This is a genomic window from Agriterribacter sp. (assembly GCF_035444585.1).
GTDB lineage: Bacteria > Bacteroidota > Bacteroidia > Chitinophagales > Chitinophagaceae > Agriterribacter.
Genome location: NZ_DAOMOZ010000195.1, coordinates 5721 through 8913 on the forward strand (window position 1 = coordinate 5721; position 3193 = coordinate 8913).

The 3193-nt window shown below is 46.2% G+C and carries 3 protein-coding genes; 2 read left to right on the forward strand and 1 reads right to left on the reverse strand.

All coding sequences use genetic code 11. The features are described from left to right. Positions 1-749, reverse strand: a 749-nt coding sequence (locus PLH26_RS17260) for a family 20 glycosylhydrolase (RefSeq protein WP_324587277.1), incomplete at its 3' end; no start/stop codon positions are given. Between the two features lie 311 nt (positions 750-1060). On the opposite strand from PLH26_RS17260, the gene PLH26_RS17265 reads away from it, so the two are divergent. Beyond that, complete coding sequence (locus PLH26_RS17265) at positions 1061-2602, forward strand: sulfatase (protein WP_324587278.1); 1542 nt, start codon at positions 1061-1063, stop codon at positions 2600-2602. 22 nt (positions 2603-2624) lie between these two features. Continuing rightward, on the forward strand, positions 2625-3193 hold a 569-nt coding region (locus PLH26_RS17270; protein WP_324587279.1), incomplete at its 3' end, for an SGNH/GDSL hydrolase N-terminal domain-containing protein.

The following is a 3193-nucleotide window of genomic DNA, read 5'->3' on the forward strand; positions in this document are numbered from 1 at the left end:
CTGGCTTCCCACATGCCCAACTCCGTAGAATATCCGTCAATCAGCCTGTCGCCCCATATCCATAGCTTCCTTCCCGAAGCGGCAAGATGATCGTGTATGCGGCTCACTTCTCCGGCAAACAATTTTGCCTTATCTTTTCCGCCGCAGCGTGGGCATCTGGCATCGCCGATATAAAATACCTCGTCCATACCCGCATGAAAAGCATCCGTTTCAAATACATCGCATATCTCATCCATCAACGCAAATACAATCTTATGAACGCCGGGGTGCAAAGGACAATAGCTTTTGCAGTATAAGCTGTCTGCATTGGGCCACACATATTTCTCCGGCATTTTTACTTGGGGTGTTTCATCAAATTGCGGGTATACGCGCAACAGGTTGGATGTTTTATTTGCCCAGGACTGGTGTCCCAACAGGTTAACCTGTGGTATTGCTTTTATACCGTTCGCCCGGCAGGCAGCTACGATTTTCTTGACATCCGTTTTTGATAACGCAATACTGTCACGCAATTCGGGGTGACTGGTATATTGATAATTATAATCTACACGGAGGATCAGTGTATTTATTTTGCGGGGAGCCAGTTCTTTATTGATAAAGACGACGAAGGAATCCACACCTTGTGGCACGGGCGCCGCAATACAAAACCCGCGAATGGGCAGTAAGCTGTCTAATGTATTTTGTGCGAAAATATTACTGCATGCCGGTAAAAGGAGGGCAGAAAGCAGGAAGTGCAGACCCGTTTTTTTCATAAAACAATATAGTGCATTTTTGTTTATGACAGTATTATAATTATAATGATCCTGTTGTGCCCATATGTTTAATTTTTTTCGACACATAGACACATAGGCTCATAGGAACACATTGCGTGCCCGGAAGATCGCTCTGTTTTGTTGGTTCTGCAGCCGTATTTATTTTTTGCTCTATTTATACAGGAATGTTTTTTAAAATTGCCGGTTTCTTTTAGGCATAACCCCGTTTTTTACTTTTATTCGCATTGTGTAACTGCTTAGCTTTGAGCTTAGTGATTTTTAAAAATATCAACTGTTAAATAGGCCTGAATGTGAAACGATCTGCTGCATTAATTGTTTTTTTATGGTTTTGCTGGGGTATGCCCTGCTCTTTATCGGCACAGGATAAGCTTCAACCCAATATCATCTTTTTCCTGGTGGATGATATGGGCTGGCAGGATACTTCGGTTCCTTTCTGGACCGAAGCAACACCTTTTAACCATTTGTATCATACACCTGCCATGGAGCGGCTGGCCGCTTCGGGCATGAAATTTACCCAGGCCTATGCCAGCAGCGTATGTTCGCCTACCCGCGTGAGCTTGATGACGGGAATGAATGCGGCAAGGCACCGGGTAACCAACTGGACTTTGCGGAAAAATGCTTCCAATGATGCGAAAGACAATATGCTTGAGTACCCGCTATGGAATGTAAACGGTTTATCGCCTGTGCCCGGTATCGAACGCACCGTATATGCTACCCCGTTACCCGCTGTTTTACGCAGCAACGGGTATTATACCATTCATTGCGGTAAAGCGCACTGGGGCGCTATAGGTACGCCCGGCGCCGATCCCAAAAACCTGGGATTTGATGTGAATATTGCCGGGCATGCGGCAGGCGGACCTGCTACTTATCAGGGGCTGAATGACTTCGGCAATAATTCATCAGATCCGGGCAAAAAGGTATGGGCCATTCCGGGGCTGGAAAAATACTGGGGGCAGGATATCAACCTGAGCGATGCGCTTACCAGAGAAGCGATCCTTGCAATGGATACCGCGCTTTCATTACATAAGCCATTCTATTTGTATTTGTCGCATTACGCCATACATGTTCCATTGGAAGCCGATCACCGTTATTACAAGAAATACAAAAACCAGGGTTTACCGGAGAGTGAAGCCCGTTATGCTTCTATGATAGAAGGCATGGACAAAAGCCTGGAGGATATTTTGAATTATGTTGATGAAAAAGGTATTGCCGGCAATACGGTCATTATTTTTATGTCGGACAACGGCGGGCTGAGCGCCCATGCCCGTGCAGGTAAGCCGCACACGCATAATGCCCCGCTCAACAGTGGCAAAGGTTCTGCATATGAAGGCGGCATACGGGAACCTATGATGGTGAGATGGCCCGGTGTTACCAAAGGCGGCAGCTCATGTAACCAGTATATTATTGCTGAAGATTTTTTCCCCACCATCCTTTCTTTGGCCAATATAAAAGCAGCGGTAGCCGTACAGCATATTGATGGTATTTCGTTTAAAGATCTTTTAAAAGATCCGCAGGCTAAAAGAAAACCCCGTGACCTGTACTGGCATTTTCCCAACAACTGGGGCCCAACCGGGCCGGGAATAGGTGCAACCAGCACGATCCGTTCGGGCAACCTGAAATTGATTTATTATTATAAAGATGCGCGGGTGGAATTATTCAATATAAAGGACGATATTGGAGAGAAGAATGACCTTGCGCAAAAATACCCGGCTAAGGTAAAAATGCTTGCCGGCCGGTTAACGGCGTATTTAAAGGAAGTGAAAGCCCAGAGACCTGTATATAAAGCAACCGGAAAACCGGCGCCCTGGCCGGGTGAAAAAACATCCCTGTAAATACCAATTAAAAAAGCCAAACATGAAAATAAAATACTTGTTTGTAATACTGATCTGTTTTTTATTAACAGAAAATATTGCGGCGCAGGCAACAGATTCTTTTACCTGGTGGAACCCTGCCGGCAACGCCTTTCCCGTTCTTGAAGGGCAGGCGTGGCCAAAGGAAGTAAAAAGCTTTTACGACCGCCTGCCCGCAAGAGCCGAACAAGCCGTACGAAAAGCGGTATGGGACCTGTCGCGGCACAGTGCCGGTTTGTACATTAAATTCAGGACGAATGCCAGTAATATAGTTGTTCGGTACGGCGTAACTTCAAAAGGCAGTTTTGCTATGCCGCATATGCCGGCTACAGGCGTAAGCGGGGTTGACCTGTATGCTATTGACCATAGCGGGAACTGGGTGTGGGCGCCGGGAAAGTATCATTTTTCTGATACCATAACCTACCAGTATGCCAATATAGAAGTGGACCGGCAATTTAAAGGAAGAGACTGTGAATTCAGGTTGTTCCTGCCCCTGTACAATGCCGTTAGCTGGATGGAAATTGGCGTGCCGGAAGGAAATACTTTCATCCCGATGCCGCTTTCAGAAGAAAA